Source organism: Salegentibacter haimaensis, assembly GCF_054121495.1.
In genome coordinates, this window is sequence record NZ_JBSYGH010000008.1 from 2,540 (window position 1) to 29,036 (window position 26,497).

The 26,497-nt window shown below is 40.2% G+C and carries 29 protein-coding genes and 1 other RNA gene; 17 read left to right on the plus strand and 13 right to left on the minus strand.

The window, feature by feature from the left end; genetic code table 11:
• Together ACW6QP_RS08850 and ACW6QP_RS08855 are read left to right on the plus strand one after the other, a co-directional pair.
• The coding region (locus ACW6QP_RS08850; RefSeq protein WP_457910510.1) for a T9SS type A sorting domain-containing protein at positions 1-1,524 on the plus strand (1,524 nt) is incomplete at its 5' end.
• Between the two features lie 245 nt (positions 1,525-1,769).
• On the plus strand, positions 1,770-2,729 hold the full coding sequence (locus ACW6QP_RS08855) for a DUF4382 domain-containing protein (protein WP_457910511.1): 960 nt from the start codon (positions 1,770-1,772) through the stop codon (positions 2,727-2,729).
• A 64-nt stretch (positions 2,730-2,793) separates the two neighbouring features.
• Here ACW6QP_RS08855 and ACW6QP_RS08860 read toward each other — a convergent pair whose 3' ends face one another.
• Positions 2,794-3,222 (minus strand): DUF4268 domain-containing protein, encoded by a 429-nt coding sequence (locus ACW6QP_RS08860; protein ID WP_457910512.1) that lies wholly within the window; start codon positions 3,220-3,222, stop codon positions 2,794-2,796.
• 2 nt (positions 3,223-3,224) lie between these two features.
• Positions 3,225-3,893 (minus strand): ZIP family metal transporter, encoded by a 669-nt coding sequence (locus ACW6QP_RS08865; protein ID WP_457910513.1) that lies wholly within the window; start codon positions 3,891-3,893, stop codon positions 3,225-3,227.
• A 123-nt stretch (positions 3,894-4,016) separates the two neighbouring features.
• Here ACW6QP_RS08865 and ACW6QP_RS08870 point away from each other — a divergent pair, with 123 nt between their 5' ends.
• The gene (locus tag ACW6QP_RS08870; RefSeq protein WP_457910514.1) at positions 4,017-5,174 is read left to right on the plus strand and encodes a THUMP domain-containing class I SAM-dependent RNA methyltransferase; all 1,158 of its coding nucleotides are present in this window, start codon (positions 4,017-4,019) and stop codon (positions 5,172-5,174) included.
• Here the strand turns inward: ACW6QP_RS08870 and ACW6QP_RS08875 are convergent.
• The 3 genes from ACW6QP_RS08875 to rlmD are packed head-to-tail and all read right to left on the minus strand — an operon-like array spanning position 5,171 to position 7,775.
• Complete coding sequence (locus ACW6QP_RS08875; protein ID WP_457910515.1) at positions 5,171-5,887, minus strand: DUF6048 family protein; 717 nt, start codon at positions 5,885-5,887, stop codon at positions 5,171-5,173. The genes ACW6QP_RS08870 and ACW6QP_RS08875 overlap by 4 nt on opposite strands.
• Positions 5,853-6,365 (minus strand): DUF6452 family protein, encoded by a 513-nt coding sequence (locus ACW6QP_RS08880; protein WP_457910516.1) that lies wholly within the window; start codon positions 6,363-6,365, stop codon positions 5,853-5,855. Before ACW6QP_RS08880 ends, ACW6QP_RS08875 begins: the two co-directional genes overlap by 35 nt.
• Positions 6,366-7,775, minus strand: a complete 1,410-nt coding sequence (gene rlmD, locus ACW6QP_RS08885) for a 23S rRNA (uracil(1939)-C(5))-methyltransferase RlmD (protein ID WP_457910517.1) — start codon at positions 7,773-7,775, stop codon at positions 6,366-6,368.
• Positions 7,776-7,940: 165 nt separating this feature from the next.
• On the opposite strand from rlmD, the gene rocD reads away from it, so the two are divergent.
• Complete coding sequence (gene rocD, locus ACW6QP_RS08890) at positions 7,941-9,185, plus strand: ornithine--oxo-acid transaminase (RefSeq protein WP_457910518.1); 1,245 nt, start codon at positions 7,941-7,943, stop codon at positions 9,183-9,185.
• A gap of 72 nt (positions 9,186-9,257) precedes the next feature.
• Here rocD and ACW6QP_RS08895 read toward each other — a convergent pair whose 3' ends face one another.
• From ACW6QP_RS08895 to ACW6QP_RS08905, 3 genes are read right to left on the minus strand one after another with little or no spacing between them, the layout of a single operon-like run.
• The gene (locus tag ACW6QP_RS08895; RefSeq protein WP_457910519.1) at positions 9,258-9,584 is read right to left on the minus strand and encodes a CCC motif membrane protein; all 327 of its coding nucleotides are present in this window, start codon (positions 9,582-9,584) and stop codon (positions 9,258-9,260) included.
• A gap of 16 nt (positions 9,585-9,600) precedes the next feature.
• Positions 9,601-9,888, minus strand: a complete 288-nt coding sequence (locus ACW6QP_RS08900) for a DUF2752 domain-containing protein (protein WP_457910520.1) — start codon at positions 9,886-9,888, stop codon at positions 9,601-9,603.
• Positions 9,889-9,892: 4 nt separating this feature from the next.
• Positions 9,893-11,614 carry a hypothetical protein gene (locus ACW6QP_RS08905; RefSeq protein ID WP_457910521.1) on the minus strand — a complete coding sequence of 574 codons (1,722 nt, stop codon included), beginning with the start codon at positions 11,612-11,614 and terminating at the stop codon, positions 9,893-9,895.
• 74 nt (positions 11,615-11,688) lie between these two features.
• On the opposite strand from ACW6QP_RS08905, the gene ACW6QP_RS08910 reads away from it, so the two are divergent.
• Both ACW6QP_RS08910 and ACW6QP_RS08915 read left to right on the plus strand, forming a co-directional pair.
• A complete protein-coding gene (locus ACW6QP_RS08910) occupies positions 11,689-11,901 on the plus strand; it encodes a hypothetical protein (RefSeq protein ID WP_457910522.1) in 213 nt (70 codons plus the stop codon).
• Positions 11,888-12,436 carry a Smr/MutS family protein gene (locus ACW6QP_RS08915; protein ID WP_457910523.1) on the plus strand — a complete coding sequence of 183 codons (549 nt, stop codon included), beginning with the start codon at positions 11,888-11,890 and terminating at the stop codon, positions 12,434-12,436. Before ACW6QP_RS08910 ends, ACW6QP_RS08915 begins: the two co-directional genes overlap by 14 nt.
• Here the strand turns inward: ACW6QP_RS08915 and ACW6QP_RS08920 are convergent, their stop codons facing one another.
• Positions 12,437-13,450, minus strand: coding sequence for a hypothetical protein (locus tag ACW6QP_RS08920; RefSeq protein ID WP_457910524.1), 1,014 nt, complete (start codon positions 13,448-13,450; stop codon positions 12,437-12,439).
• Between the two features lie 89 nt (positions 13,451-13,539).
• Here ACW6QP_RS08920 and ACW6QP_RS08925 point away from each other — a divergent pair, with 89 nt between their 5' ends.
• Complete coding sequence (locus ACW6QP_RS08925; RefSeq protein ID WP_457910525.1) at positions 13,540-14,688, plus strand: cysteine desulfurase family protein; 1,149 nt, start codon at positions 13,540-13,542, stop codon at positions 14,686-14,688.
• A gap of 75 nt (positions 14,689-14,763) precedes the next feature.
• On the opposite strand, the gene ACW6QP_RS08930 is transcribed toward ACW6QP_RS08925, so the two are convergent.
• On the minus strand, positions 14,764-16,455 hold the full coding sequence (locus ACW6QP_RS08930; protein WP_457910526.1) for a M23 family metallopeptidase: 1,692 nt from the start codon (positions 16,453-16,455) through the stop codon (positions 14,764-14,766).
• A gap of 180 nt (positions 16,456-16,635) precedes the next feature.
• Between ACW6QP_RS08930 and ACW6QP_RS08935 the strand changes: the two genes are divergently transcribed.
• The 4 genes from ACW6QP_RS08935 (at position 16,636) to rny (ending at position 19,007) form a co-directional block, all read left to right on the plus strand.
• Complete coding sequence (locus ACW6QP_RS08935; protein ID WP_457910527.1) at positions 16,636-16,926, plus strand: hypothetical protein; 291 nt, start codon at positions 16,636-16,638, stop codon at positions 16,924-16,926.
• Positions 16,927-16,934: 8 nt separating this feature from the next.
• On the plus strand, positions 16,935-17,228 hold the full coding sequence (locus tag ACW6QP_RS08940) for a cell division protein ZapA (RefSeq protein ID WP_457910528.1): 294 nt from the start codon (positions 16,935-16,937) through the stop codon (positions 17,226-17,228).
• Positions 17,229-17,279: 51 nt separating this feature from the next.
• Positions 17,280-17,395: non-coding RNA, 6S RNA (gene ssrS / locus ACW6QP_RS08945), on the plus strand.
• Positions 17,396-17,441: 46 nt separating this feature from the next.
• Positions 17,442-19,007 (plus strand): ribonuclease Y, encoded by a 1,566-nt coding sequence (gene rny, locus ACW6QP_RS08950; RefSeq protein ID WP_457910529.1) that lies wholly within the window; start codon positions 17,442-17,444, stop codon positions 19,005-19,007.
• A gap of 72 nt (positions 19,008-19,079) precedes the next feature.
• Here rny and ACW6QP_RS08955 read toward each other — a convergent pair whose 3' ends face one another.
• The gene (locus ACW6QP_RS08955; protein WP_457910530.1) at positions 19,080-20,030 is read right to left on the minus strand and encodes an aldo/keto reductase; all 951 of its coding nucleotides are present in this window, start codon (positions 20,028-20,030) and stop codon (positions 19,080-19,082) included.
• Between the two features lie 77 nt (positions 20,031-20,107).
• Positions 20,108-21,010 (minus strand): site-specific tyrosine recombinase XerD, encoded by a 903-nt coding sequence (xerD, locus tag ACW6QP_RS08960; protein WP_457910531.1) that lies wholly within the window; start codon positions 21,008-21,010, stop codon positions 20,108-20,110.
• A gap of 115 nt (positions 21,011-21,125) precedes the next feature.
• On the opposite strand from xerD, the gene ACW6QP_RS08965 reads away from it, so the two are divergent.
• The 6 genes from ACW6QP_RS08965 to ACW6QP_RS08990 all read left to right on the plus strand — a co-directional run bounded on the left by ACW6QP_RS08965 (position 21,126) and on the right by ACW6QP_RS08990 (position 24,914).
• A complete protein-coding gene (locus ACW6QP_RS08965; protein WP_457910532.1) occupies positions 21,126-21,731 on the plus strand; it encodes a porin family protein in 606 nt (201 codons plus the stop codon).
• 141 nt (positions 21,732-21,872) lie between these two features.
• Entirely contained in the window at positions 21,873-22,370 is a 498-nt protein-coding gene (locus tag ACW6QP_RS08970; protein WP_457910533.1) for a hypothetical protein, read from the plus strand.
• Between the two features lie 2 nt (positions 22,371-22,372).
• Complete coding sequence (locus ACW6QP_RS08975; RefSeq protein WP_457910534.1) at positions 22,373-22,978, plus strand: porin family protein; 606 nt, start codon at positions 22,373-22,375, stop codon at positions 22,976-22,978.
• A 108-nt stretch (positions 22,979-23,086) separates the two neighbouring features.
• On the plus strand, positions 23,087-23,641 hold the full coding sequence (locus ACW6QP_RS08980; protein WP_457910535.1) for an outer membrane beta-barrel protein: 555 nt from the start codon (positions 23,087-23,089) through the stop codon (positions 23,639-23,641).
• 42 nt (positions 23,642-23,683) lie between these two features.
• Complete coding sequence (gene aroQ, locus ACW6QP_RS08985) at positions 23,684-24,106, plus strand: type II 3-dehydroquinate dehydratase (RefSeq protein WP_457910536.1); 423 nt, start codon at positions 23,684-23,686, stop codon at positions 24,104-24,106.
• Between the two features lie 79 nt (positions 24,107-24,185).
• Positions 24,186-24,914 carry a Dph6-related ATP pyrophosphatase gene (locus ACW6QP_RS08990; RefSeq protein ID WP_457910537.1) on the plus strand — a complete coding sequence of 243 codons (729 nt, stop codon included), beginning with the start codon at positions 24,186-24,188 and terminating at the stop codon, positions 24,912-24,914.
• 115 nt (positions 24,915-25,029) lie between these two features.
• On the opposite strand, the gene lpdA is transcribed toward ACW6QP_RS08990, so the two are convergent.
• On the minus strand, positions 25,030-26,421 hold the full coding sequence (lpdA, locus tag ACW6QP_RS08995; protein ID WP_457910538.1) for a dihydrolipoyl dehydrogenase: 1,392 nt from the start codon (positions 26,419-26,421) through the stop codon (positions 25,030-25,032).
• Positions 26,422-26,497: the final 76 nt, after the last annotated feature.

The window sequence follows — 26,497 nt, forward strand, 5'->3', positions numbered from 1 at the left end:
GTAACGATTAATGACACACCGGAGCTTGATCCTATCCAGGATGTTACCGCCTGTGATAGTTATGATCTACCTGTAGTGGGTGATATCAGTGGAACCAATTTGGTGTCTCCTAAGTATTATGATGACAGCCAGGCCAATGAAGGTCAGGAGATCACGGATCTTACCATTACCAGCACTCAGACTATCTGGGTTTATGACGAGACCGGAACAGATCCAAACTGTTTTGATGAGACTAGCTTTACAGTAACGATTAATGACACACCGGAGCTTGATCCTATCCAGGATGTTACCGCCTGTGATAGTTATGATCTACCTGTAGTAGGTGATATCAGTGGAACCAATTTAGTGTCTCCTAAGTATTATGATAATAGTCAGGCAAACGGTGGGGAGGAGATTACAGATTTGACCCTTACCAGTAGCCAAACAGTATGGGTTTATGACGAGACTGGAACAGATCCTAATTGTTTCGATGAGATTAGTTTTGAAGTTACTATTAATGAAACTCCAAAAATTTTTACCTCTAATCCAGAGCCAATTTGCGAGGGTGATTCTGTAGACTTAGCTAATTACGTATCGAATCCCGATGGAGGAAATCTCTCCTATTATCTGGATATGACTGATGCAGAAAATGGAGAAAATTTCTTGTTGAGTTCAATTGTTAGTCCAGGATTGGGAGATACTACTTATTATGTAAGAGCTGAAAATACTCTGGATGACACCTGTTATAGTTTGGATAGCATAGTAGTTTCAGTTATAATCTGCGTATTTGATGAAGGTTGTACTCTGGGTTACTGGAAAAATCACACCGATAGATGGTGCGAGAATACTTATACTATAGATGAAGAAGAGGTTACAATTTTAACCTGTACCTTATATGGAGATGTATTTACATCAGCTCCAACAAATGGAAAATTAGGAATAGCTGGTTTAACCTTATTAGAGGCTATAAACCTTGAGGGGAATAGTAATGGTGAAAATCTTGCCAGACAATCTGTAGCAGCTTTATTGAATACCTGTTCATCTGAAGTTGGCTTTGCTTATTCCAGCGTTTACAAATTGATACAGGCAGTTAATCTTGCCTGGGAAGCTAATCCTAAAACTCAAAATAGTTTTGCAATGGAATTAGATAGGCTAAATAATGCATATTGTCCACTTGGTGGAAGCCCGGCTACTACCGCACCTAGTCCAGATTGTGTAAACGGCGAGCAGGCCTTTAATGTAAATCAAATTGAGGTGATTGAAAAGTCTTCTGAGCGACAAGCTCAAGACGGATTCAATGTTTACCCAGTACCATTCCAGGAAACCTTAAATGTTCAATATAGCTTTGAGTATCAATCATCTGCTAAGATTCAAATTTTCGATCTTAATGGACAATTACTTGAACAATTTATTGAAGCCAACGCAGGACCGGGAGTTGTAAGTACTTTTAATGTAAGCTTTAGAGTAAAAAATAATGCAGTTTACATTGTTAGAGTAGAAACCGATCGCGCGTCATACGTGAAAAAGATCATTTCTTCAAGATAATTTTTAACCAACCTAAAATTCAGGGCCGGTTTCCAAATGGAGCCGGCCCTGATTATTTAACAGGTTCTTAAATATTGTTAAACTCAAACTAAAATAGCTTCTATATAAAATATGCCCAAACTTAGGCCGTTTTCCCTTACACAAATCAGATAAATTCAATTTTTAGGAGAACAATTACCTGCGCCCTGGGGCGCCAAACCCAAATCAATTAATAACCGCTGCAAATGCAGCAAAACCTAAACATTATGAATTTGAAGAATTTGTTTAAACCAACATTACTGGTTGTATGTCTCAGCCTTTTTATCGCCTGTTCAGACGATGAAGACGATCTTGGACCGGGAGAACCTAATCAGGAAACGTATAATACTGAAGTGTATGTAACCGATGCGCCTATAGATAATGCTGAAGTAGATGCTGCTTTTGTTACCATTACCGGAGTTAAAATTAATGGTGAGACGATAGATGCATTTGAAAAAACCACCATAAACCTTAGCGCCCTTCAAAATGGAGAAACTCAATTGCTGGGAGATCTGGACCTGGAAGCCGGTACAACTTCAGAAATTGTACTGATGATTGATAATGAAACCGATGCTTCGGGAGAGGCCCCCGGAAATTATATTCTCACCACAAGCGGGGAGAAAAAGGCTCTGGTTAGCACTTCAGGAGAAATTAATGTTTCAGATAATGTAAATATCCACGAAAGTTCCGACAATCAAATCGTTCTTGATTTCGACCTGAGAAAACTTATTGCCGCCGATGCTTCAGGCGAATATCGTTTTGTAAGCGATTCAAAATTAGCCAACAGCATTCGTGCGGTAAATACTTTGGAAACCGGAACAATTACCGGGACCGTAACCGATTTTGGATCGGTAAACTCTGATGCGTTGGTAGTATTTGCTTACGAGGCAGGTGCTTATTCTGAAAGTGAGGCTGAAGCAGATGATGAGGGTATCACTTTTTCAAATGCCGTGACCAGTTCTCTGGTAAATGAAACCAATGGAGATTTTGAATTGCACTTTGTTGAAAACGGAGATTACGAACTTCATTTTGTAGCTTTCGAAGATACCGATGCCGATGGAAGCCTGGAGGTTAAAGGAGAGGTTGAAGCTACTTCGGCTACTGAAATTGATCTTGGTGGATTCTCTGTTGACGCCAATTCTGAAGTAGACCTGCAAATAGTTTTGCTGGGTTGGTTAAATCTTTAATCAAATAATTTTTATGCTATAAAGAGGGCGTCAGTTGGTGCCCTTTTTTCTATAATAGTCTGGCCTATTCTTCAAGCATATCCCGATATTCCTGAAAAAACTCTTCCAGTTTAGCCATATTTTCAGCTAAAAATGACATAGCAGCTGGCCAGTCATTTCGGTTATGAATACTCAAACCTGATTTTTGAACATAGGCCCTTGAAATTATTTTTCCTTCAGGGAGTTCAAAATTCTCATCAAAAATTACCTCTGGCAAATATTCCCTTTGTAATATTTTTCTAAGAGAAAGCAGTTTTTCGAAGAAATACGCACGAATTAATTCATCATCTGCCACCACATCTATAGACACTATGGCCTGTTTTCTGTCAAAACTAAATTTAAGCTGTATCTCTTTTATTTTCGTGTCATATAAGATCCACTTTCTGCGATAAACCAGTCCGAAGCTGGTCCAGAATTGCTGTCGTAATTTTTTGCTTTCTTCTCTGCTAAACATTTCTATAAAAAATAAGCCAGTAAAATACCAACGATAATCACAGCCAATTTTGAAGCATTAAACTTGTGATTTTTTGAGGCCTCAAACAAAATGGTGGTTGAAACGTGGAGAAAAATTCCAATTACCAGGGCGTGAAAATATACCGAATAGGCATTCATTGCAGGGAAAGATTCTTTTACAAAACTACCCAGCGGAGTCATAAGCGCAAAAAGGCCAAGAAATAAAAAGGTTTTAAAATTACCCAATTTGGAGTTTATCAGGAAAACAGAGAGTATCGCAGCTACAGGTATTTTATGAATTACCACCCCGTGTAATAAATGTCCACTCTCATCTAAAGGGAAACCTTCAAAAAAAGCGTGAATGCTTAAACTAATTAATAGCATTAACGGAAATTTCCCACTTGAATCTGAATAATGCAAATGCCCGTGCTCAACCCCTTTAGAGATAAATTCTAAAACGATTTGCAGCAATAGGCCGGCCATTATAAAGATCCCAATTCCATTTCCATTGCTTGCATAGACTTCTGGAAGCAGTTCGAAAACGGTAACCGAGAGTAAATAAGCCCCGCTAAAAGACAGTAGAAGTTTAAAAGCCTGGGAATTGGCGGGATTTAGAAACTTTGAAATAACATATCCAGCAAAAACAGCTAAAAATGGTAATAAATAAATCATAGGTTGGATTGGAAATGCGCCCCGCCCGTTTTAACCCGAAACATAATTATGGCTTAGCTAAAGGGATTGCATTATTATATCGGCCAAAATTAACGTATTTTTGCCGTTCTCTAAAAAGGTGTTATGGGAAATAATTTTAAGATGATAGCCAAAACCATGTATGGCTTTGAACCTGTGCTGGCAAAAGAATTATTGGCTTTAGGTGCGATGGATATTAAGGAAGGTACCCGAAATGTAAGTTTTTATGGGGATAATGGGTTTATGTATAAAGCTAACCTGTGTCTTCGTACCGCTATTAAAATTCTAAAACCCTATAAAAGTTTTAAAATTTATTCTGAAGATGATCTTTACAAAAGCATTTACCAATTACCCTGGGAAGATTTTCTCAATGTAGATGACACTCTTGCGGTAGATGCTACGGTGCATTCAGAAACCTTTACCCATTCAAAATATATTTCCTTAAAAACTAAAGATGCGATTGTAGATAGATTTCGTGATAAATTCGGGGAACGGCCCAGTGTAGATTTAGATCACCCTACATTGCGAATTAACATTCATATCGAAAAGAATTTCTGTAATGTGTCTTTTGATAGTTCAGGGCAGAGCTTGCATAAACGCGGCTATAAGACTGCTACTAATATAGCCCCTATCAATGAAGTGCTCGCGGCCGGGATGTTATTGCTGTCGGGTTGGGACGGACAAAGTGATTTTCTTGACCCTATGTGTGGTAGTGGAACTATTCTCATCGAAGCTGCCATGATCGCCTGTAACATTCCTCCAAACCTAAACCGAAAAGAGTTTGCCTTCGAAAAATGGAAAGACTGGGATGAAGATTTGTTTGCAAAAATAGAAGAATCGGTTATTAAAAAAATCAGAGACTTCCATTTCACAATTAAAGGTTATGATAAGGCACCTTCAGCAGTAGAAAAAGCGAAGGATAACGTAGAAAACGCAAATCTTTCAGAATTTATAAGCGTGGAACGCCAGGATTTCTTTGAATCTCAAAAGGAGGGAGAGCGGCATTTACATATGGTTTTCAATCCGCCTTACGGGGAGCGGCTGGAGATAGATATGCCTTCTTTTTATAAAAGAATTGGGGATACCCTAAAACAAAATTACCCGGGAACCGATGCCTGGTTTATAACCTCCAACCTCGAGTCGATTAAACATATCGGCTTAAGGCCTTCCAAGAAAATTAAGCTGTACAACGGAGCACTGGAATCTAAATTTTTGAAATTCCAGATCTATGCCGGAAGCCGCAAGGCTAAGTATATGGATTAATCTCCAGATTTAACTTTTTTATAAAACGGAATCATATAAGAGATTGAATAACCGTAACCTACTCCAAAACTGCTAAAGTCGTTTGTTCGATTAAAGCCGGGAATGGTTAAATTATCCAGGCCTTCGGGAGAGGTTTGAAATAGCATTCTTTTAAGCTGAACATTGGCAGAAAGGAAGAGGTTGTTTAACAATTCAACCTTTATACCTACCATAAGTTCTACCCAGTTAGCGTTAAGACCCGAACTCTCAAAACCTTCTCTAACTTCTCTTCCAAAGAATTGTGAGGTGGTATAAACCTGATAATCGGTCACCTCCTGTGAAAACGTAGAAAAACCATAACGCAGGCCGGCAAATATCATATTTTGCATTCCATCCCAGTTATCATATGCGTTATAATCTACTCCCAGTTTGGCGTAGCTACCTCTGGAAATCACGCTTATATTATCTCCCTTAAACGGAAGCTGCTCATTCCCCAGTTCAATGGCGGCGTAATAGTCTTTATAAACGCGGTAGTCTCCAAGTATTTCCAGGCCCCGATAATCTTCTTCGAGTAGGGTTCTAAGTGGTTTGCTGATATCTACGCCAACCCGAATCCCGAATTTCTCCCGGTACGCAGTAGTATCCTGCGAATTAGCCGAATTTTGAGCAAAAACGGCCAGATTTCCCGAAAGGAAAAAGCTAATAAAAAATAGAAATATGGCGGTTTGTCTCATCGGTTACATCGGTTTGATCTATGGCGAAATTTTGAATCCATCTGCCATCTTCACCCGGATTTATACTTAATCGTAATCCGGTATATTCCATTTTAAAAGCACAGCCGCGGTTAAGATATACTTCATTTCTTCCGTAGGAAAAAGTGATGATATCGGTATTGGTATTGGGGTTACCGGTGCTATCCTGTGCTGCGGAAGCATTCAAAATAAATTCATATTGCGTATTATCGGCCGAGGTGCGCAGCGGAATTGCGATACTATCCCTGTTTTGTCTTTCAGAAAAATAAAAGGTGGTATCATACTTTACCTGTAAATTCGCAGGAGACCGGGGAGAAACCCTATCGGTAGCATCAAAAAATTTAATGATCAAAAGGGGAGTGGCCTGGGTGCTTTCGGGACATATATCATCCTTTTGGCAGGCCGTAAAGAGTAGAAACAGGCCAAGACAGCCTAATATAATTTTACCGCTTTTTTTCATTTATCGTTTTTCTAAACAAACCACATTTTCTACGTGATGGGTTTGTGGAAACATATCTACAGGTTGAACCTTTGAAATTTTGTAATGTTCATCTAAAAGTGCCAAATCCCTGGCCTGCGTAGCCGAATTACAGCTTACGTAAACAATTCGTTTGGGCAAGATAGCAATAATTTGTGCTACCACATCCTTATGCATCCCATCCCGCGGCGGATCGGTGATTAATACGTCGGGAATACCGTGGGTCTTGATAAAGTTAGCATTAAAGACCTTGCGCATATCGCCCACATAAAATTCAGTATTGGTTATGCCATTTCTTTTAGCATTTTCCCTGGCGTCTTCGATGGCTTCAGGAACGGCTTCAACTCCAATAACCTTTCCGGCATTTTTAGAGACAAACTGGGCAATAGTGCCAGTTCCGGTATATAAATCGAAAACCAGTTCATCACCGGTAAGCTGAGCGAAATCGCGGGTTACCTTATATAATTCATAGGCCTGTGCCGAATTGGTCTGGTAAAAAGATTTGGCATTGATCTTGAATTTCAGGCCCTCCATTTCTTCAAAAATGTGATCTCTGCCCTTAAAGCATATCACTTCCTGATCGTAAATGGTATCATTGGCTTTTGAATTGATCACATACTGTAAAGAAGTAATTTCAGGAAACTCTTCTGCAATCGCATTTAAAAGTAATTCGCGGTTTTGAGTTTCTTCCCTGAAAAATTGCACCAAAACCATTATTTCTCCGGTAGAAGAGGTACGAATCATTAGCGTACGAAGAAGACCCTTTTGAGAGCGGGCATTGAAAAAATCCAGTTCATTCTTAACCGCAAACTCCTTTACAAAATTTCTAATTGCATTGCTGGGATCCTCCTGAAGATGACATTTCTTAATGTCGAGAATTTTATCCCACATCCCGGGAATGTGAAAACCAAGAGCATTTTTATTTTCTATATCCTGCCCGCTTTGAATTTCATCTATCGTAAGCCAGCGGCTATCGCTAAAAGAAAATTCCATTTTATTGCGATAAAAATAGATCTCTTCACTGCCTAAAATTGAATTCACCTCCGGAAGCTCTAAATCTCCCAATCTTCGAAGATTATTTTCTACTTCTCTTTGTTTATATTCCAGTTGATACCGATAATCCATAAACTGCCATTTGCAACCCCCGCAGGTGCCAAAATGCTGGCAAACCGGCTCTACCCGTTTGTTCGATAATTTATGGAAATTAACTGCTGTACCCTGATACCACGCCTTGCGTTTTTTGGTGGTTTGTACATCTACGATATCCCCGGGAACTGCATTGTTTATAAAAATTACTTTTCCTTCAGGAGATTTTGCGATACTCTTGCCTTTTGCTCCGGCGTCTATTACTTCAACAGCTTCAAAAAGCTTGTTTTTATTCCTTCTTGCCATAGCGCAAAAATAGAATAAAAGCTAGGATTTAAAGGCCGTGAGCTTGAAAAATTCAGGAAACATTTAGTAATTTGCAGGAATTGAATTTCAGGATGATTTCTCTCCGGTGCGGCCGGCTGCCGTAAAGAAGGAATAGACGATTTAAAGACTTAAAAAATTTAAAAAATGTCATTACCACAAATTAAATCATCAAAAGAAGCCATTGAACTCGAAGATAAACACGGCGCACATAATTACCACCCGCTACCTGTAGTAATAAGCAAAGGAGAGGGCGTGCACGTTTGGGACGTAGAAGGCAAAAAATATTACGATTTTCTTTCAGCATATTCAGCGGTGAACCAGGGACATTGCCACCCTAAGATCGTAGACGCTTTATGCCAGCAAGCTGCAAAGCTCACCCTAACTTCCAGGGCATTTCATAATGATGTGTTGGGTGCATACGAACAATTCGCTACTAAATATTTTAATTTCGATAAGCTTCTTCCTATGAATACAGGCGCAGAAGCTGTTGAAACCGCCATTAAAATTGCAAGAAAGTGGGCTTATGAGAAAAAAGGCGTTAGAGAGACTGAAGCTCAAATAGTGGTTTGTGAAAATAACTTTCACGGAAGAACAACCACCATTATCTCATTCTCTAACGATGAGGAGGCCCGTCGCAACTTTGGGCCCTATACTCCCGGATTTTTAAAGATCCCTTATGACAATCTTGAAGCCCTGGAAGAAACCTTAAAAAACAATGACAATATCGCTGGATTCCTGGTAGAACCAATCCAGGGAGAAGCCGGGGTATATGTTCCTTCTGAAGGATTTTTGAAAAGAGCTAAAGAAATTTGCCAAAAATATAATGTGCTTTTCATTGCCGATGAAGTCCAAACCGGAATCGCACGAACAGGAAAACTTTTAGCAGTAGACCACGAAGAGGTAAAGCCCGATATGTTAATTCTAGGGAAAGCCATTTCTGGAGGGGTGTACCCTGTTTCAGCAGTTTTGGCTAATGATGACGTTATGGGTGTAATTAAGCCGGGTCAACACGGCTCTACCTTTGGAGGAAATCCTCTGGCAGGAGTGGTAGCCACTGCGGCTCTTGAGGTAATTCAGGAAGAAAACCTGGCCGAAAATGCCGAGAAACTGGGGAATCTTTTCAGAAGATTGTTGAATGATTATATACGCAGCTCCAACATTGTTGAGTTGGTTCGCGGAAAAGGTCTTCTTAACGCCATCGTGATTAATGATTCCCCCGAAGGAGATACCGCCTGGAATATTTGTATGGCTTTAAAGGAAAACGGACTTTTGGCCAAACCTACTCACGGTAACATTATAAGATTTGCGCCACCATTGGTGATGAACCAGGAGCAGTTAGAAGATTGTGTAAATATTATTACCAGTACTCTTAAGGAGTTTGAAAAATAAGTGGATCTTGCTTTTACAAAAAAACCTCACCGATTAACTTCAGTGAGGTTTTTGTTTTTCAACTGAATATAATTAGCCCCCGTAAGTTCTCCAAACTTCTTCCTGGGCTCTTTGTATGCCTTCAATGCCGCCGTAGATGATAAACATTATTATCACTACTATAAAATAAAGGGCACTTAGCACTAAACCGATAATTGCAAGAATTCTTCCGGTTTTTACGTTATCGAAACCATAATAATGTTCTGGAGCTGCCTGGTAAATTTCAGTAGCTTTTTTTGCCATCACAAGGGTGATTATACCGAAAATTAAACCTAAAACACCGTAACAGCAGCAGCCAATGATACTTAAAATTCCGAATACGAGAATTAGCGTGGAGTTGGGTAGTTGTTGTCTTTCCATAATTATTTTTGGTTGGTTAGTTTATAAGCAAGCTCATCATTTTTATGCTGTAACTAATGGCAAGAACCATCGCAGTTCCCAATATTAGTCCCAATTTGTATTTATGGTCATTTTTAAATTTATAAAAAAGGTTGAAAATGAGAAAAAGCAGTAAGGCCAGAATAGGATAAATCGCCGGGAACATCAAAAAAGCAGCTTTAAAATTTCCGCTAAAAAAAAGAAGTACAGAACGCTGTAAGCCACAACCGTGACACTCAATTCCAAAGAGACTTTTATTTAGACAGGGAAGCAGTAAATCTTCCATAGCGCTATCTTTTAATTCTTAGTTTTTGATTAATAATTTCTCCGCTTTCGGTTTGTATTTTTATGATATAGACCGCATTGCTCAAACCCCCGCTGGGAACCCTGTAATTAGACCCGGAAATATGATCCAGCCCGTCGTAAATCAAACTTCCGTTAAGGCTATATAATCTTATATGCTTCGGAATACTTCTTTCAGTAAAATTTAATTCCAGAAATTCCTCACGGGGAATGATCATAACCTCCGAGGAGGTATCGTCTATAAAACTTACTTCATCACCACTCTGGTCGTCAGTCGGTTCTATAAAGCTAAGAAAAAATCGGTTACCATAGCTACCCGGTTCCAGGTGTACCCGATATGGAATTTGAAGTTGATGAAAACTTTTATTAATATCATCCCAAATCGCAGGAATAAGATCCATCCCGGCTCTAATAAATTCTGCGCTGAAATGAATTTGCATAGGTTCTGCAATTTCGATTTGAAGGGGGATTTTGGTGTTTTTTGAATAAGGTCTTACATGTATAACGTATAACTTATCCTCAATTTTCCAGCCTGCATCATTCTTTAACTGCCCCATTAACTCAGCATCTTTGGCCCAGTCTTCTCCTGTGGAGGCATAGGGGTCTAAAGCCAAAAGCAATTGTCTTACATAAAGATCTTTAAATTCAATATCTACCTTGAGTAAAGGAATCTTCTTTTCTTCCGATTTAAACCAGGAGTTTTCCAGATTTTCTGTTTTATAAATGCGATGGGAATTTTTAAAATTTAGACTCCCGCTTTCCCGGGCCTGAATCATAAAACCCTGGGCGATGGGGCTAAATTCCCTTCCGTAGAATTCACCGGTATTTCCGGTTTCTTCCAGGGCTTCTCCACTGCCACTATATTTTCGAAAAACTGGAGGTGCATAAGCATTAGCGCCGGGGGAATAAACTCCATAGCCACCTTCATACTCCCGCAAATAATGGGATTGGCCGTTTTCTTTTGAATCCCAGAAATAGGCCAGCCCGGTAGTTGCCGGATTTTCCAATAAAAATTTTCGAAGATTCAGGGCCGAGGGATAGGGATTGCCGGTAAGCAAAAGTTTATCTTTTTGAAGGGGTAGATTGATATTACCATCATTGGGAAGCCCTCTAAAATCATAGCGCTGCGAATTCCCCGGATTGGTGAAAACGCCTTCAATTTGGGTTAAATCCGTTCCGTTTACGCCTTTCATACTAAAGCCTTCCCCGGGTTTAAGGTCAAAATTGTTTCCAATATAATCCCAGTCATCGTAGGAGGTTCCGTTGTATTTGTAAAGCCATCTCCGGGATATTTTTAGCGGATTGCTGCTCCCGTTTAAATCGGGAGTGAATTGAGCCGGATGACTAAAAACGGCGGTTTTTGGGCCGTATATGATTTCCTGAAATTTTTGCGTCGAATTCCTAACGGGTAAACTCCAGAAATTATAATCAAAAGCATTTGAGGTGCCCTCCTGATATACCGAAATTTGTCCGGAGCCATAATTTGCATTCTGAGACTTATCTCCCTGTATTAGCTGAGCTTCTTTTCGAAGGTAAATACTGGCTTCAGCAATTGAATGTTCATTTTTTATTAGCCCAATCTCTTTTTCAACGTATAGCAGCCTATCCTTAACATACAGGAAAGTGTCTTCCCGGCCTGATGGCTGAACATATAATTGCGCCCAAAGGTTGGGAGAGAAAAAAATTACGAAAAGAATGAAAAGCTTCATAATTACATACCTTTGCAAGACCAAACAATAACGACTTTTCAGCTTAAAAACTCTCTGGGGGATAACTTGTAAATATGAACACGAAAAATTCACAACTCATCAATACCATTTTAATTGTAACAGGAGGAGCTCTATTGCTATATGCTATCGCCGCCGAAAATGCTCCCGCCTGGATTAAAATTTCAGGATTGGTAATTATTATGCTGGGCCTGTTCAAGGCTACTAATTTTTGGGTAGCTACCAAAGATGACCACGAGCAGGAAAATGAAGAGAATGGAAAATCTTAAGCCCGGAGATAAAGTTGCCGCCCTCGATGATGACCTGGATGGAGTAGTAACTCAAATTTCGGGCGAAATGGTTTCATTTGAAACTTCGGAAGGTTTTATAATGGAACTTCCCAAATCTGAGCTGGTTAAAATTGAAACTCCTATTGAAAACCTAAGCCTTGAGGAGAATTTTGAGCTTTTAAAGCAAAAGTTGGATAAACCAAAATCGCAGAAATCTCATAGAATAAAATCTAAAAAGGGGGTAGCCCCTCCCATGGAGGTCGATCTGCATATCGAAAAGCTGGTGCGCTCCTACAAAAGCATGAGCAATCACGATATTCTAACGCTTCAAATGGAAACCGCCCGCCGACAATTGGAATTTGCAATGAGCAAAAGAATCCAGAAAGTTGTTTTTATTCACGGGGTAGGTGAGGGCGTGCTTAAAGCCGAATTAGACTTTCTTCTTGGTCGCTATGAAAATTTAAAATTCTACGATGCCGATTATCAGAAATATGGGCTGGGCGCTACTGAAGTTTATATTTTTCAAAACTCCTGATTAATTTCCTCTTTCAGATTCATCTTCATCTTCTTCGTCGGGATTAGAATTTCCCGGGGAGTTTTCAAAGGGAGTTTGTCGCTGTATAATTCCCGTGGTATTGGTGAAATTACCTAATACGAATTCATCAAATTTAAGTTCTTCTGAGCCATCGGTTCGCACGAAACTAAAATTTCGAATTACTATACTGGTTACCAATTGCCTGGTGATATTATGATCTGCATACACCTCGGGACTTGGTTCGTACCTCTCCCAAAGTTCGGGGGTTAAATAATTAGGAGTTCCATCTTCGAGAACTATGTAGGTTGCAGGGTTTAACCAGGTTTCGGGTTCATTGGGATCTACCTCGTACCGGGTAGGAGTTCCATCGTTATCATCGTCTGGGTCCAGGTAACGTGGTATCCCGTTGGCCGAAAGAATGTATTCTCCTGTTTCGGGATCATTAACAGCTTCCTGCCGGGTGGGCACATTATCGTTATCATCATCTGGGTCAAGATAATCAGGGATGCCATCACCATCGGTATCGAGATGATTATTTCCCTCCAGATCCATACCTTCATCGGCATTTGACACTCCGTCTCCATCGGCGTCGCCGTTGGGACCTTCATCATTATACCGGGTGATTACAAAAACACGTCCCCCGCGTGAAATATATTCGTCTATAACCTGCGGCTGCCTGGGGGGTACGGGTTGGCAAAAGTAGTTTTGAGAAATTTCGCCGTCATAAACCCGGTAGACTAAACGGTTATTATCGTTTAATTCGAGCTCGATTTCTCCCGGTTCACGCCGTAGAACTCCCGAAAGGCTATCCATAAACCGGTTATCGCTAAGCTCTAAAGACATAGATTCAAAGACCTGATTGCTATTGAAAGCATATAAAACTCTTTTACCTCCAATACTGCACATCCTTAAATTGCTTTCCTGCAATCCCTCAAAATTGGTTACGGTTATATCGCCATTATCGCATGAAAACAGGATATAACAGAGACTGAGAATTGAAAGAATCTTCTTCATTGCCGGACTTTTCAACAAAAATAGCCGAAATATAGATTTTTAAGGAAGCTTCTTTAAAATATTTTAAATTCCGCTTACTTTTGCAGGTAATGGAAAAAGTATATTTCGATTCAGCAGCGACCACGCAAATGCGTGACGAAGTAATAGATAGAATTACCGGGGTGATGAAAGAGGTTTACGGGAATCCCTCGTCTACCCATAGCTTTGGAAGAACGGCCAAAACCTTAATCGAGCAGGCACGAAAAACTGTTGCAAAAACCCTACATGTAAATGCCTCTGAGATTGTTTTCACTTCAGGAGGTACAGAAGCCGATAATCTTGCATTGAATTCTGCAGTTCGTGACCTTGGTGCGAAACGCATTATCACTTCCAAAACCGAACATCACGCTGTACTTTATACCGTAGAGCAGTTAAGACAATGTCACGATATAGAATTGGTATATGTGAATCTCGATGAAAAGGGAAGTCCAGATCTAGAGCACCTGGAAACTTTGCTGGCCGAGAGCGATGTAAAAACGCTGGTAAGTTTAATGCACGTGAATAACGAGATTGGAAATATGATCGATATTCAAAAGACCGGGGAGCTATGTAAGAAATACAATGCCCTATTTCATTCAGATATGGTGCAGTCGGTTGGACATTTTGAGTTGAATTTAAGTGAAATCCCTGTCGATTTTACGGCGGTAAGCGCCCATAAATTTCACGGGCCAAAAGGAGTGGGTTTTGCCTATGTTAGAAAAAACAGTGGCTTAAAACCTCTAATTTTTGGCGGGGAGCAGGAGCGTGGCCACCGGGCAGGTACCGAAGGTGTTCATAATATCGTAGGTCTTGAGGAAGCCTTAAAACTGGCCTATGAAAAATTAGAAGAAGAAAAGGCGTATATCCAGGACTTGAAAAATTATTTCATCGAGGAACTTAAAAATGCCATTCCCGGGGTAAAATTTAATGGCTATTGTGAAGACGCTGAAAAAAGCACCTATACGCTAATCAATGTATGTTTGCCGGTTTCAGCTGAAAAAGCTCTTATGTTGCTGTTTCAACTCGACCTCAAAGGCATTGCCTGCTCCAAAGGCAGCGCCTGTCAAAGCGGAAGCGATAAAGGTTCGCACGTATTAAGTGCATTTTTGCCCGAAGAAGATCTTAAAAAACCATCTTTACGGTTCTCCTTCTCCAGATTCAATACCAAAGAAGAAATCGATTATGTAGTAAAATCTCTTAAAGATTTTATTCAATCTTAGAAGGATAGATATTCAATCAAAAATGCCTCAAAAAATTAATTTCTTGAGGCATTTTTAATTTATGGAAGTTAAATTTTAGTTTTTTCGGAAAAATTTTGCTTCGTAAGTGCTGCTGTTTCCAACATTATCGGTGACGATTAATTTGAAGTCGTTTTCAGTTTCGGTCACTACCCCGTCACTAAAATCGTGGGTAAGAGTATTGTTTTTGTATTCATACTCCATCAAAATAAATTTCCCATTTACCGTAGCCCGGTAATTTTTAATGCCCGAAAGGTCATCGCTAATTTTTATTCGCAGATCCCGGTTACTTGAAATCCATTGGCCATCGGCGAAATTGACAGGATTAATTTTAGGAGGAGTGATATCGGCCACCAGGGTGTACTCGCCAAAAGTTCGTGTGCCGGTAGTAATTCTATTCCCCTTACGATAGGTGCTGGAGTAGTTAGGCCTGCCACCATAACCCAATCGGGCCACAAATAATTTCTCCCGCTCTTCAGGTTTATATTTGGAAGCGTCAAAACCTATAGTAATATTGCTATGAATAGGAATTTCATCTTTATGCAGGCTCACCGTGTCTCCATTAAAATTTATGTCGAGGTAGGCATCCTGGTACAGGCTGTTTTTTGGAATATATACATCAATTCCATTTTCTTCCACCTGAAACGCCTGATTTGCCTGCACGAAATAATCGGTTTGCAGGTCTTGCTTTGGTTTGATTTCCGAAGAATTTTTCCCCTGTATCGGTATCCTGATAATACGCTCATTTCCTGAAAAATCGCTTACGCTAATCACATAATTGTAATCCAGGCTGTCTTTTATGTTTAATTTCCCTTCGGCTACCACATTTTCGTAGAGGCTTAATGGGTTTGAGGGTTCTACAAATAGCTTTTGAACCCTGCTTCGGCTTTTGCTGTAATATTGATAATCAATAAGCTGGTTGAGATGTCTGGTTTCAGCAAATGAAAATCTATTGAAAGGCAAACTAAAGATCTTTTCACCGTTCAATTTGGTTTCAATGCGGTAAACTCCGTTTTTGTTAGGCGCCATATCCTGCTGGTCTACGGTAGAAATTCCGAAGCCGATATTTCCGCAGGCATCGATTTTATTGGTAGTATAACTGCCATCCTGTAGAGGGATGAGTTTGATCTGCTGTCTTTCCGCTGAATTATTCACGTGTGATTCCTCGTCCAGAGGATAAGCAAAAAGGCTGTTGATGATGGGTGGCCGTTTATCGCTCACATTTATCCCGAAGAGTTTTGGGTTCATCGGTCGCTGATTGCCATCCCTTATTTCGAAATGCAGATGCGGGCCGCCGCTGCCGCCGGTGTTTCCACTCAATGCAACCAAATCTCCCTGATTTACCGATAAAACTCCGGCTTCGGGGAAAAGTTCAATTTCGTAAGATTCTTTTTGATACTGATGTTTTTTTACATAGGCTTCAATTTCCGGGGAAAATTTCTGAAGGTGCCCATACACAGTGGTATATCCATTTGGATGCTGAATATAGAGAGCTTTTCCGTAACCATAATGTTGTACATTAATGCGGCTTACATAACCCTGAGCCGAGGCCAGAATGTTCAAGCCTTCCCGCTGCTGCGTTTTAATGTCCAGGCCACTGTGAAAATGATTGGAACGCAGCTCACCAAAAGTACCGGAGAGGACCAGGGGCACCTCCAGCGGACTTTCAAAATATTCCTGTGGCACCTGTGGCTGTGCAAAAAGCTGAAAACTGCATAAAATTAGCAGGAGTGTTGAATGAAACTTCATGAAAGTAGGTTTAGCAAATTTTTTGCGATAAATTTAATCAAAGTTCTTTAAACCGCTAAAAGGCTGTAGGCGAATAAGCTAAGCAATAGTTAAGGTTATTTTAAAAATAGCATTAAAAAGTATTGGGATATTTCAACCCGTATGTTAACTTTGTAGGGATAAGCATCTCAATGGGCTTTTATGAGTGACCTCACAGAAATAGTTGATACTCTTGAAAATAGGGTGAGTAAGCTGCTTCATAAGTATGAAGCATTAAAGCAGGCTCACACTTCTACGAAAGAGGAATTGACTTCTGTGCAATTGGAAAATAAGCGTTTGCTGGAATCGGTAGAAACCTCAAATGATGAGATCCAGACTCTCAAAGCGGCCAATGCGATGTTGGGCAGTAAAGATTACAAAAAAGAAACTAAGCTTAAAATAAACAGCTTGATAAGGGAGATTGATCAATGTATCATTCAACTATCAGAATAATAAAGTAAATGAGCGATCAGCTTAAAATAAAGATTTCGATAGCAGACAGGGTTTACCCGCTTACCATTCAGCCTAAACAGGAAGAGGGATTGCGAAAGGCTGCCAAGAAAATTGAAGCCATGATCAAGCAGTTTGAGCAAAGTTATGCGGTTCGGGATAAGCAGGATGTATTGGCGATGTGTGCCTTACAGTTTGCCGCTCAAACCGAACAACAAAATATAGATAAAGCCGGTGAAGTTCTGGAAGCAGAAGATAAGTTAAGGTCGCTTAATGAGCTCTTGCAGAAGCACCTGGCGTCATAAGTTCTTTACATAAAACTAAGTTTACTGCCTGTATTAGTGATTTTTTGAGAAACTCAACAGAAATTTCTTAAGGAGGGTGAGTTTAAGCTGTAAGAGCGTGCCGCATCCCATTGGGAGAGCGGATTTTCGAGCAGTTTGTTAGCCCTAAACCTGTTTTTAAGGAGTTTTACCAAAACCAATCTAATACAGGCTTTTTTTATATAAATACTAAATATGGATTTGACTACTATTACTATAATTGCTGCGATTCCTGGGATCGCGATAGGGTTTGGAATCGCAAAATTCCTGGAACGAAAACGCGCTTCCCAAACTATTAAAAACGCTAAAAAGACGGCATCGAATATTATTAAAGATGCCCGGAATGAAGGAGAAAGCATCAAAAAAGATAAAATCCTTCAGGCTAAAGAGAAATTTATCGAGCTTAAATCTGAGCACGAGAAAGTGATTTTGAGCAGAGATAAAAAGATTAATGACGCCGAAAAGCGTATACGCGATAAAGAATCTCAGGTATCAAACGAATTGAGTAAAAACAAAAAGCTCAATAAAGAATTAGAAGAGAAGCTTAAAGATTATAACTATCGCACCGAATACCTGGAGAAGAAACAGGAAGAAATCGATAAGCTGCATAACAGCCAAATTCAGCAGTTAGAGGTAATCTCAGGTTTATCTGCCGATGAAGCCAAATCCCAGCTAACCGAAGCACTTAAGGATAACGCAAGAGCCGATGCTATGGCTCTTATTCAGGATACCGTAGAAGAGGCTAAGCTTACCGCGCAACAGGAAGCCAAAAAGATTATTATAAATACCATTCAGCGTATAGGAACCGAGGAGGCAGTAGAAAACTGTGTTTCGGTATTTAACCTGGAAAGCGATGATGTAAAAGGTAGAATTATTGGTAGAGAAGGGCGAAATATCAGGGCTTTGGAGGCTGCAACCGGGGTAGAAATTATCGTAGATGATACGCCGGAAGCGATTATCCTGTCCTGCTTCGATTCTGTTCGCCGCGAGGTTGCAAGGCTTTCTTTGCATAAACTGGTAACCGATGGTCGTATACATCCTGCCCGAATTGAAGAAGTGGTTAAGAAAACCACCAAACAAATCGAAGAAGAAATCATCGATATAGGAAAGAGAACGGTAATAGATCTTGGAATTCACGGTCTGCATCCCGAATTGATCAAAACGGTGGGTAGAATGAAGTATCGTTCATCTTATGGGCAGAACCTGCTGCAACACTCAAGAGAAGTGGCCAAGCTTTGTGGAGTAATGGCTGCCGAACTGGGTATCAACCCCAAACTGGCCAAACGCGCCGGGCTGCTTCACGATATCGGGAAAGTTCCAGATACCGAAACCGAAGTGCCTCACGCTATTTTAGGAATGCAATGGGCCGAGAAATATGGTGAAAAGCCGGAGGTTTGCAATGCCATTGGAGCTCACCACGATGAGGTAGAAATGACTTCGCTTTTATCACCTATAGTACAGGTTTGCGATGCTATTAGCGGCGCCAGACCGGGTGCTAGAAGACAGGTGCTGGATTCTTATATTCAGCGTCTAAAAGATCTTGAAGAAATCGCCTTTGGATTTGGCGGGGTGAAGAAAGCCTACGCCATTCAGGCAGGTAGAGAATTACGGGTAATTGTTGAAAGTGAAAAAGTAAACGATGAGAAAGCAGCTAACCTGAGTTTTGAAATATCTCAGAAAATTCAAACCGATATGACCTATCCGGGTCAGGTGAAGGTTACTGTTATTCGGGAAACCAGGGCGGTAAATATCGCCAAGTAAATTTCGAAAATTTATCATTAAAAAAGCCCTTCCGAAACCTATCGGAAGGGCTATTCTATTAGAGTTTATCGCTTACTTTTCATCATAGATGTCTTCATATGAATTCCCTTCAGTCACAAAAAACTCGCCGGTTACATACCTGAAATGTTTATCGAGTTTTTCGATTTTTTTCATATCATCTTCAGAAAGGTTAAAGTCGGCGCTATTTAGATTTTCCTTAATCCGGTTCTCATTGGTTGACTTTGGAATAACCGCGGTGCCGCGCTCCACGCTCCAGTTGATCAAAACCTGCCCCGCACTAACATTGTGATTTTCTGCAATTTCCTTGATGGTTTCATTTTCCAGTAAAGAAGGTTCATTCTTCGCCTTCATCTCTTCGGCACGGTCACCACTTCCAAGTGGAGAATAGGCAGTTAGGTGAATTCCTTCTTTTTTACAAAAATCCAGTAAGTCTTTTTGCTGAAGATAGGGATGCAATTCTACCTGATTCATTTCAGGTTTTTCTGCTACTTCACTCATCAGCTGCTTCAGTTTTTTGCTGCTGAAGTTTGAAACCCCTATATGTTTTACCAAACCTAATTTTTTAGCTTCAAGCATAGCCTCCCAGGTTTCAGATAAAGGAACTTCCTCTAAGGAAAGATAATCTTCATCTTTTTCGGGAAAACCAACGCCTTTCTTAAAGGCAACAGGCCAGTGCATTAGATACAGGTCCAGGTAATCCAGCTGTAAATCTTTTAAGCTTTGTTTTAAAGCCGGAATCACATCCTCTTTCTTATGAGAATCATTCCACAGTTTTGAGGTGATCCAAACCTCTTCTCTTTTAATTTTTCCTTCTGAAAATACTTCAGAGAAGGCCTTACCAATTTCAGCTTCATTATTATAAACCGCCGCGCAATCTATGTGCCTGTAACCGGAGTTTAGCGCAATTTTTACCGCATTTCCCACTTCGCCTTTACCCGATTTCCAGGTGCCCAGGCCAATGGCCGGCATTTCATCTCCATTATTAAATTTCAAAGTTTTCATATCATTTAATTTTTTGTAGCAGGAATTTACGCAGAATACCGCGGCGGTGAAAACTATAGCCTCGCTTTAGCAGGAATTTAATACTCGTTTCTCGGGTGATAATTATCCATCACCTCGCGCAGGTGGCTGCGGTCTAAATGCATGTAAATTTCGGTAGTCGTGATGCTTTCATGTCCCAGCATTTGTTGAATAGCCCGTAAATCGGCGCCGTTCTCCAGCAAATGCGTGGCAAAGGAATGCCTGAAACTATGCGGACTTATCTTTTTGGTAATTCCGGCGGCCTGGGAAAGATTCTTAACTATGGTAAAAATCATCGCCCGGGTGAGTTTATTTCCCCGTCTGTTTAGAAATACGTGGTCTGAGGCCGATTTTTGAATAGCTTGCAATGGCCTTACCTCATTCAGGTAAATCTCAATATATTTTTGAGTATACTGTGAGATTGGCACCAAACGCTGTTTATCGCCTTTCCCGGTAACTTTGATAAAACCCTCGTCAAAATAAAGGTCTGAGATTTTTAACTCTAACAATTCAGAAACCCGAAGGCCGCAACCATAAAGAGTTTCGATGATTGCCCGGTTGCGTTCCCCTTCTGCTTTGGTCAAATCTATAGCCGCGATAAGTTTATCGATTTCCTTCAGGCTTAAACTATCAGGTAATTTTCTGCCGGTTTTTGGTGATTCTATGTGTTGAGTAGGATCGTCTTTTCGGTAATCTTCAAAAATCAGATAGGTAAAAAAGCTTCGAAGGCCTGAAATAAGCCGCGCCTGCGACCTTGGATTTAGACTTCGGGCCGAGTCATAAATGAATTTTTGTAGGGTTTCTGCCGGAATTTGAGTAGGATTTTCCTGAATTTTATTAAGACTCAAAAAGTTGATAAGTTTTGAAACATCCAGAGCATAATTTTCGACCGAATTCTCTGAGAGCCCGCGCTCTAAGCGTAAGTAGTGCTTGTAATCTCTAAGTGCGGCCTCCCATTTCATCTGTTAAAGATATAAACAATTGCGGGAATGTTTTGGTAATACTTTAGCCTTGGGTAACATTTTCTTAACAAGGCAGCCTATAAATTTGCCCACCTAACACTTAAACACGAAAACTATGAAAAAGTCGATTTTAATTGCAGTATTAGCCGTATTCGGATTTACCACTGCAGCAAGCGCTCAGGAATTTGTTTATTTTGGAGTAAAAGGTGGAGTTAACTTCACCGGGATGTCCAGCGATGCTTTTACAGATAATCAATCCCGTACCGGGTTTCACCTGGGATTGCTTTCTGAAATTCCTGTAGGTAGCCGTTTTTCTGTTCAGCCTGAGGTATTGTATTCTACCCAGGGAACCGAGGCCAGAAGAAATTTTGCCGGAAGCACCGTAACCGGAGAGTATGAATTAGATTATATCCAGGTGCCGGTTTTAGCCAAAATTTACCTTATCGAAGGACTGTCTCTGGAAGTAGGACCATCATTTAACTTCCTTGTTAATGAGGAGTATGATTTTGAAAGTACAGCTCTAAACGCCGAATGGGATACCGATATGGGAAGTACTTTCGAATTTGGTGGAGCTCTTGGTGCCTCATACAAATTTAACAATGGGTTCTTTGCATCTGCCCGTTATACTCAGGGATTCACCGATGTATTTGATAGTAACGAATGGGGTGACGACGCCATTAAAAACAATGGATTCCAACTTGGAGTTGGACTAATGTTCTAAATTGATTAATAACACCAATGAGAAAGGCGGAAATCGAGAGATTTCCGCTTTTTTTATGCTGGTTTTCCAGTGTAATTCAATGCATATAGGCAGAACGATTTGTCGATCGTAAATTTATATGTTCAACCTATAAAATTCATTATGATGAAAAAATTACTTTTAGTTGCCATTTTCCTATTCGCAGGGCAGTTGGCGATGGCACAGGGAACTTTTAGACTTGGAGTAAATGCAGGTTTACCGGTGGGTGATATAGATGATGTATCTAATTTTCAACTGGGAGCCGATGCTTCCTATATGTTTGGTGTAGCTAATGTATTGGAAATTGGCCCATTGCTGGGTTATTCCCGTTTTTTCGTGGAAGATGTAGATACGCCTTTTGGCGAATTTGATACTGAAGATATCAGTTACCTGCCAATTGCTGCTTCTGGCAGGCTGGGCCTTGGCCTTGTGTTTGTTGGAGCCGATCTTGGGTATGCCGTTAGCCTTAACGATGGAGGAGAAGGAGGATTCTTTTGGCGTCCTAAAGTGGGAATAGGCTTTGCCGCTTTTTCTCTAATAGGTTCCTATCAGGGAATTAGTGTAGACGGGGGAACTTTTTCTTCGGTAAACCTGGGGTTTGAAATTGGTTTAGGCAATTAATTATGAAATTTGGTCTAATATGCATTCTTTTTCTCTGGATAAGTGGAGGAATGCTGGCTCAGGAAATTTCCTTTGGAGCCAAGGGAGGGGTGAATTTTGCAAATTTTGGCGGTGATGATGCCGATGAGATCAATACAGAAAGTCTTACAGGTTTCCATTTGGGGCTTCTTGCATTATGGAAATTTAGTGAAAAATTCGCCTTCCAACCTGAAGTGCTGTATTCCAGCCAGGGTGCTAAAGTAAGCGAATCTTTCTTTGATGAGGATTTTGGCAACATGAACGTCGATGTAAAACTGAAGCTGGATTATATAAGTGTACCTTTAATGCTGAAATTTTTTCCTATTGAAGGTCTAAGTTTAGAGCTTGGTCCACAACTTTCATTTTTGGTAGATAGTGAAGCTGAAGCCGATGTTCAAGGAGAAAACTTTAGTGTGGATATAAAAGACGAAACCAATTCTTTCGATTTTTCAGGAGCTGTAGGGCTTAGTTACAACCTGCCAATGGGATTATTTTTTCAGGGTAGGTATATTATGGGGTTTACAGATGTATATGAGGATTCAGATATTCGAAATCGTGTACTTCAACTTTCAATTGGATACAAATTTTGATGTAATACTGCGGTCATCATTTCTCTATTGATGACTGCAGTATTTATTGGAGATTGTTCCTACAGTTTGGTATATTTGAATGCAATCCTGAAAAAATGTAATCTATCCATGATTAAAAAATCTGTTTTACTAATCCTGCTAATTCTTGCAGGATTTTCTGCTTCTGCGCAATCCAAAAAATTTACTCCCAAGAAATTTTCAGTAAATGCAGGTTATGCAGCTACTAATCCGGCTTATACTACTTTTTACGCTAATTTGGGAAGCAGTAATATTGAAGCTTCAGGCGGAGCGTTTATCGGGTTTAATTATAATCACGAGCTAAACTCAAACTGGTCTGTAATTCCTGAGATCAGTTTTCTCTCCACAAAACAATCCAGCCACTATCGCGCAGCATCACTGGTAGAATATAGAGTGCCTTCAACCAGCCTTAATCTTTTGGCAGGGCCACAGGTTAATATTTTGAATGGAAGGGAATCTGAATTATATAAACGTGCGGGATTTGAACTAACCGGGGGTATTGGGGTAGACCTGAGCTCCAGGTTTTATTTAGAAGGAAGATTTTCGAGAGGATTTCTTAATCGATATAAATCTGATGCACCCGTAGATGAAGGTGACAGCTATTTTTTCCAGACTTTTACTATTGGCGTCGGCTTTAGGTTTTAAACCAAAAGTACGAATGCTTCAAAAATTTGATACCTTTAATTTATGAAAATACTTATCCTCAATGGTCCTAATCTAAATTTGCTGGGAACCCGGGAGCCCGAAACCTACGGCAATAAAAGTTTTGAAGATTATTTTTCTGAGCTACAGTTCCGTTTTAGAGATGTGGAACTATCTTATTTTCAATCCAATATTGAAGGGGAAATTATAGATGAACTTCATAGGGCCTCTGCAGCATTCGATGGCGTAGTGTTAAATGCCGCGGCTTATACCCATACCTCTGTGGGCATTGGAGATGCCGTTAAAGGTATAGAGGTTCCGGTGGTTGAGGTTCATATTTCCAATACTCATTCACGCGAGGATTTCCGTCATACATCTTATATTGCCCCTGCGGCCAAAGGGGTGATTACAGGTTTTGGTTTACAAAGTTATGACCTGGCCATTCAAAGTTTTCTGATCGATAAATAGAATTCTATCGGTTAAGCAAGGCCAATGCTGTATTTTATCTAATAAAACTAACCCAGGTTTTGAACTAAAATCGATTGAAATGTCTAAAGCTTTTCTCAATTGGAGTAGTGGTAAAGACGCTGCGTTTAGTCTTTATAAAATTCAGCAGATAAAAGAATTTGAGGTCCACAGGCTGGTTACCACAGTTAATTCTCAAACCAACAGGGTATCTATGCACGGGCTTAGAATTGAACTTTTAAAACAACAGGCTGAAAAAATCGGCATTCCACTTCAATTAATTGCCCTCGATGGAAATATTGGGATGGAGGAGTATAGCAGGATAATGGCTGAAAATCTGCAAAAATTAAAGCAGGAAGGATTTACTCAAAGCATTTTTGGAGATATTTTCCTGGAAGATCTAAAAGAGTACAGGGAAAACCAGCTTAATCAATTAGGAGTAAAGGCACGTTTTCCTCTATGGGGACGCCACACCTCAGAACTTATGCAGGAGTTTCTTGCGGCAGGTTTTAAAGCGATTACAGTCTCGGTGAATGCTTCCCTGCTCGATAAATCTTTCTGCGGGAGAATTCTCGACCAATCCTTCCTAAGCGACTTGCCACCTAATGTCGATCCCTGCGGGGAGAATGGGGAGTTTCATACATTCGTTTTTGATGGGCCGATTTTTAAAAATCCGGTTAAGTTCTCAAAAGCCGAAATTGTTGAAAAAAGCTATGTTCCTGCAAAAGGAGAAGATGATAATTGCTTCAGCGATGAACAAAAATCCTGGGATACCCGATTTTTTTATTGCGATCTTTTGCCTTCCAAATAATTTTTTTCTAAAAAAAATGGTTATCCAAAAGATCTCCATCTTCCGAATAACCATTTTAAAAATTAAAAAATAAGTACGTAAGGCTCTTCTAATCTCTAACCTCGTACTTCTAACTTTAAATATGAATTACTTCGTCATAAGCAGCTGCCACAGCTTCCATCACGGCTTCGCTCATTGTTGGGTGAGGGTGTACCGCTTTAAGCACTTCGTGACCTGTAGTTTCGAGTTTGCGACCTAAAACCGCTTCGGCGATCATATCGGTAACCCCGGCGCCAATCATATGGCAACCTAACCATTCTCCATATTTAGCATCGAAGATAACTTTTACGAATCCGTCAGATTTTCCGGCGGCTTTAGCTTTTCCAGATGCTGAAAACGGGAATTTTCCAACCTTTAGTTCATAGCCAGCTTCTTTGGCCTGTTTTTCTGTTAAACCTACTGAAGCAATTTCTGGAGTGGCATAGGTACAGGCAGGGATATTGCCATAATCCAGGGCTTCTACTTTCATCCCTTTTATTTTTTCAACACAAAGAATACCTTCAGCTGAAGCCACGTGGGCCAGGGCTGGACCGTGAACTACATCACCAATGGCATACACGCCATCAACATTGGTTTTATAAAAATCGTCTACGACAATTTTATCCTTATCGGTTTTGATACCCAGATCTTCAAGGCCTATGTTTTCAATATTGGTTTTAATCCCCACAGCTGAAAGTACGATATCGGCCTCTAGAGTTTCTTCTCCTTTTTTGGTCTTAACCTTTGCTTTTACTTTATTACCTGAAGTATCCACGCTTTCAACCGAAGAATTGGTCATAACCTTAATTCCCGATTTTTTCACGCTGCGCTCAAATTGTTTGGAAACATCTTCATCTTCAAGCGGCACCAGGTTTGGTAAAAACTCTACTACGGTCACCTCGGTTCCCATAGCATTATAAAAATGAGCGAATTCAACTCCAATAGCACCCGATCCCACAACGATCATAGATTCCGGCTGTTTTTCCAGGCTCATCGCTTCGCGGTAACCAATAACTTTTTTCCCGTCCTGTTTTAGATTAGGAAGTTCACGGGAGCGGGCCCCGGTAGCAACGATTATATGATCTGCAGAATATTCTTTCTTGTTCTTTTTGGCGTCGGTAACTTCAACCTTTTTGCCTTTTTTTAATTTTCCGAATCCTTCGATTACGTCAATCTTGTTCTTTTTCATCAGGAATTGAACTCCTTTGCTCATTCCCTCTGCTACATTACGGCTTCTTTTTATCACCGCTGAAAAATCCTTATCTGCATTCTCCAGTTTTAGTCCGTAATCTTCGGCGTGTTTCAGGTAGTCGAAAACCTCGGCGCTTTTTAGAAGGGCTTTGGTTGGAATACAACCCCAGTTAAGACAAACACCACCAAGATTTTCTTTTTCAATCACCGCGGTTTTAAAACCAAGTTGAGAAGCTCTAATGGCGGTTACATAACCTCCCGGGCCACTTCCTAAAACAATAATATCGTATTTACTCATATTCGGAATTTTTTTAAAGGCTTATAAATGTTGCGAATTTAAGGAATAATACCATAAACTGAAAGTTTTGTAGCCA